The sequence below is a fragment of the Zongyangia sp. genome (genome assembly GCF_965361945.1).
The window spans coordinates 1-4,616 of the sequence record NZ_CBDTOK010000105.1 but is presented as its reverse complement, the minus strand read 5'-3'; the positions used below and the strand labels follow the sequence as shown (position 1 = coordinate 4,616).

Annotated in this window: 5 protein-coding genes; all 5 read left to right on the top strand. The window is 48.6% G+C overall.

Annotated features, from left to right (window positions below; translation table 11 throughout):
• Nucleotides 1–169: 169 nt before the first annotated feature.
• The 5 genes from hpf (at nucleotide 170) to ACZ25G_RS07050 (ending at nucleotide 4,479) form a co-directional block, all read left to right on the top strand.
• On the top strand, nucleotides 170–694 hold the full coding sequence (gene hpf / locus ACZ25G_RS07070; RefSeq protein ID WP_191482860.1) for a ribosome hibernation-promoting factor, HPF/YfiA family: 525 nt from the start codon (nucleotides 170–172) through the stop codon (nucleotides 692–694).
• Nucleotides 695–874: 180 nt separating this feature from the next.
• Nucleotides 875–1,990, top strand: coding sequence for a THUMP domain-containing class I SAM-dependent RNA methyltransferase (locus tag ACZ25G_RS07065; RefSeq protein ID WP_463681983.1), 1,116 nt, complete (start codon nucleotides 875–877; stop codon nucleotides 1,988–1,990).
• A gap of 219 nt (nucleotides 1,991–2,209) precedes the next feature.
• A complete protein-coding gene (locus tag ACZ25G_RS07060) occupies nucleotides 2,210–2,791 on the top strand; it encodes a LemA family protein (RefSeq protein ID WP_342681131.1) in 582 nt (193 codons plus the stop codon).
• Between the two features lie 40 nt (nucleotides 2,792–2,831).
• Nucleotides 2,832–3,638: a TPM domain-containing protein gene (locus ACZ25G_RS07055; protein ID WP_463681982.1), complete on the top strand. Its 807-nt coding sequence runs from the start codon at nucleotides 2,832–2,834 to the stop codon at nucleotides 3,636–3,638.
• A 97-nt stretch (nucleotides 3,639–3,735) separates the two neighbouring features.
• Nucleotides 3,736–4,479, top strand: coding sequence for an AAA family ATPase (locus tag ACZ25G_RS07050; RefSeq protein WP_463681981.1), 744 nt, complete (start codon nucleotides 3,736–3,738; stop codon nucleotides 4,477–4,479).
• Nucleotides 4,480–4,616: the final 137 nt, after the last annotated feature.

Genomic DNA, 4,616 nt, shown 5'->3' with positions numbered 1-4,616 from the left:
GACTCTATCACAGGGAACAAAACCACAGATTTATAGCAGTTCTTTTGTAGATATATCCAAATTCATAGAAAATTCCGAAATTGTCTTACTGTTTTAAACAATTTATGCTATAATAATATTAAACAATTTAGATAAATTGTTTAATGTACAAGTTAAGGGGGTCCGATTTATGAACATCACAATTAATGCCAGAAGAGTAACCATCACAGATTCATTCAAGGCCCGCGTTGAGAAAAAACTCAAAAAGCTGGATCGCTTTTTTGACCAGGATGCAGTGGCTGTGGTCACCGTATCCCGGGAGAGGGACAGAGAGACGGTGGAAGTTACCATTCGGGCAGCCTATATGGTGTTCCGGGCGGAGGAAACGACCCGTGACATGTTTGATTCCCTGGAAGTGGTTGTCGATTCCCTTGTCAGACAGATCGTCAAAAACAAGACCCGTCTGGAAAAACGGCTGCGTGTCAATGCCTTTGCACCGGAGTATCAGGACGCTGTAGAGCCGGAAGAGTACCGGGTAGTCAAGACAAAGCGCTTTGCCATTAAGCCAATGAGTGTGGATGAGGCAATTTTGCAGATGAATCTGCTGGAGCATGAATTTTTTATGTTCCGCCAGGCCGAAACCAACGATATTTGTGTTGTCTATAAACGGAAGAACGGAGATTATGGGCTTATTGAACCTGAAATTGAAGAATAATCTTTAAGAAAATCACGATATGAAAGCACAAGGGCCAGCCGAACACGGCTGGCCCTTTTCGTCTTAAAATGAATTGCAGCTGCCTTTGTCATCGGTTATAATAAAATTATTCGAATTTAAAAGATGGCGGATGGCATTTATACCCGCCCAAAAAGTCAAAAAGAGAAATGGAGTCATACAATGAAGATGAAATTATCCTGCCCCTGCATGTTTGGGTTAGAAGGGGTCTTAGGAGACGAGGCGCGACGGCTTGGATTTGAGAATGTTGCAGTCACCGATGGCAGAGTTGCCTTTGACGGGGATTTTACAGATTTGGCCCGGGCCAATATCCAACTGCGTACGGCAGAACGGGTCCAGATTATCTTAGGAACCTTTTCGGCTCATAGCTTTGAGGACTTATTCCAGGGAGTAAAGGCCATTCAATGGGAGAATTTCATCGGGAAAAAGGATGCCTTTCCAGTCAAGGGATGGTCGCTCAATTCAAAGCTTCACAGCGTCCCTGATTGCCAGTCCATTATCAAGAAGGCGGTTGTCACCCGGTTATCTCAGGTCTATCATCAGTCCTGGTTTGAGGAAACCGGGTCCCTTCACCAGATTCAGTTTTCCATTATGAAAGATATGGTTACCGTCATGTTGGATACGTCAGGCCCTGGGCTGCATAAGAGGGGCTATCGCAGAAATTCCAACCTGGCGCCCATCAAGGAGACACTGGCAGCGGGGATTGTCCAGCTTTCCCGGCTGCGGAAGGATGCCAACGTCATCGATCCTTTTTGCGGCTCCGGTACCTTTTTGATAGAGGCCGCACTGGTTGCTATGAATATTGCTCCAGGGATCAACCGCCGCTTCGACTGTGAAAGATGGGGTGTTATTCCCCAGAGTGTGTGGAAAGAAGCGCGGCAGGAAGCGCTTTCCGCTATCGATAAGCAGGCTGGATTTCACGGGTTTGGCTATGATATTGATGATGCTGCAGTGGAGCTGACCATGGATAATGCGAAGAAAGCAGGCGTATCACCGAGAATTCGGGTGGAAAAACGAGATATCAGGAGCTTTGCCACCGATCTGGAGAGTGCGGTCATCTATTGTAATCCTCCCTATGGAGAGCGGATGCTGGAAGTCAATGAAGCCAGGGAAATCTATCATACCATGGGAAAAGTATTTGAGCATAGAAAATATCTGAAATACTATATCATCAGCCCAGATGAGGATTTTGAACGGATTTTTGGACGGAAGGCGGACAAACGGCGCAAATTATATAACGGTATGCTCAAATGTCAGCTTTATATGTATTTTAAATAGAACGGGGCCGAATGAACTGTAGCTTCCCCGGATACGAGCCGGTTGCCTCTTGGGCACAAACAGGGTAAACCGGGCAAAAACGGGGGAAACCGGCGTTTTTTTGACATTGTTAAATTTTCGAACTTCGGATATGATATATCCATACCACATCGGAACACCCTGCAGGGCAATGAAGATGATAGGTGAAGAAACAAACCGAAACTGATTTGGAGGAAAATCATGAAAAAATCAACTATTGTGGTCTTATCGATTGTCGGCGTTTTGGTGCTGCTCATTGTCTCTGTTTTGGGCTGGGGTATTGGCACCTATAATTCCCTTGTCAGTAAGCAGGAGAATGTACAGAAATACGCCAGCGATATCCAAGCGGACCTGCAAAGAAGATCGGATCTGATCCCCAACCTAGTAGAAACGGTCAAAGGATATGCCAGCCAGGAGGAAGAAATTTTTACCGAGATTGCCGATGCCAGAAGCAAGCTGGCAGGGGCAACCAACCTCCAAGAAAGCGCTCAGGCGGATTCTGAGTTGAGTTCTGCCCTATCTAGATTGTTGATGGTGGTGGAAAACTATCCGGAGCTTAAATCCAATGAAAACTTTATTGCCCTCCAGGATCAGCTGGAGGGAACCGAAAACAGAATCAAAGTAGCCCGGACCAAATACAACGAGGCAGCCCAGGAATATAACACCAGCCTGAAGCGGTTCCCCACATCCATCATCGGCTCTATGTTCGGTTTTGAACAGACCGAATACTTTGAGGCCTCTGAGGGAGCGGAACAGGTGCCTTCTGTGGACTTTGGCGCATAACTAGAAAAGAGAAATATTTCGAGAAGCGGAGGACTCATTTATGAAAAAGCTGCGTTTGATTGCAGCGCTGGGCATTATCTGCATCCTACTGATGGGTGCAGCCCCGGAGGATTTGCAGCCCACTTCCCGCTTTTTTGTCAACGACTTTGCCGATGTGCTGGATGAAGAGGACGAGGATGCCATCTATCAGTTAGGGGTCAGCCTGTTTGAGCAGACCAAGGCCCAGGCGGTGGTGGTCACCGTCCCTTCTATGGATGGTATGGATCTGGAAAGCTTCTCCTATACCCTGGCAGAAAGCTGGGGGATTGGCGATGAAGAGGATGACTCCGGCGTTCTACTTCTCCTGGCACTGGAAGAACGGGAAAGCCGTATTGAGGTAGGCTATGGGCTGGAGGGTGCGCTCACCGACCTGCGTAGCGGGCAGATCCAGGATAAATATATGCTGCCTTATTACCGAGACGGGGATTATTCCACCGGAATGCTAGAGGGCTACAAAGCGGTGTTGAGCCTTGTCTATGACGAATATGGCATAGAGGTAGGAGATGAGCTCCCCTCTGCCGAAGAGGTTGTAGAGGAGGATAATGACATCGGAAATCTCTTTACTGCTTTTATTCCTTTCCTTGTCATCTTTGGTATTATCGCCATTTCCGCCATTGTCCGCGGTGGTCGCGGCGGCCGTGGCGGTCGCGGTGGGGGAGGCTTTTTGTTCATGCCATACCATCGCGGACATCACCACAACGACAGCTTCTTTGGCGGAGGCGGTTTTGGTGGTGGAGGATTCTCCGGCGGCGGTTTTTCCGGAGGCGGCGGCAGCTTTGGCGGCGGCGGCAGTTCTCGGGGATTTTAGCCAAGACAAAATCGTTCCTATGCAACACCCGGCAATCTTGATTGCCGGGTGTTTTGCTGTGTATCTTGTGCTATACTAGAGGGCAGGGGGAAGGACTATGTATATTCGATCGGTTACTCTCAAAGAAAACGCGGCAGAACTCTGTGAAGACTATCTCTTCCAGATTCCAGCGATAGAACAGTTGGGGGAATTGGAGTTTACAAGCCCAGTTACCTTTTTCGTGGGAGAAAACGGCAGCGGAAAATCTACCTTGTTGGAAGCAATTGCCGTGGCCTATGGCTTTAATCCAGAAGGGGGCTCCAAAAACTTTCATTTTTCCTCGGCCGCCACCCATTCCAGCCTTTACAAGGCGCTGCGAATTGCCAAGGGACCAATACGCCCCAGAGATGGATTTTTCTTGAGGGCAGAGAGCTTTTATAATGTGGCCACCGAAGTGGAACGTCTCAACGACGTGAGCCCTATTTCCTTATATGATTCCTACGGGGGAAAATCCCTTCACTGCCAGTCCCATGGAGAAAGCTTTCTCTCCCTGATACTACATCGATTTTGGGGCAAGGGATTGTATCTATTGGACGAGCCGGAGGCGGCACTTTCCCCGGCACGGCAGCTGAGCCTGCTCTCCCGGATGGGAGAACTGGTCCGGGAAGAATCCCAGCTGGTCATCGCCACCCATTCTCCCATCCTCATGGCGTATCCGGACGCCCAGATTTACGTACTGGGAGAGAATGGTATCACCTTAACCCCCTATCAGGAGACAGAACATTATTTTATCACCAAAGAATTTTTGCAAAATCCCCAGCGGATGCTGCGGGAACTGCTGGGCAATGGGGAGGACGAATAGATGGCAAAGCAAAAAGGACTTATCAGCGGATGGGGGCTCAAAATGTTTGCCCTTTTCTGCATGGTTATTGACCACATCGGTGCGTTTATACCGGGAATGCCCTTTTGGATGCGCTATATTGGGCGGCTGAGCGCACC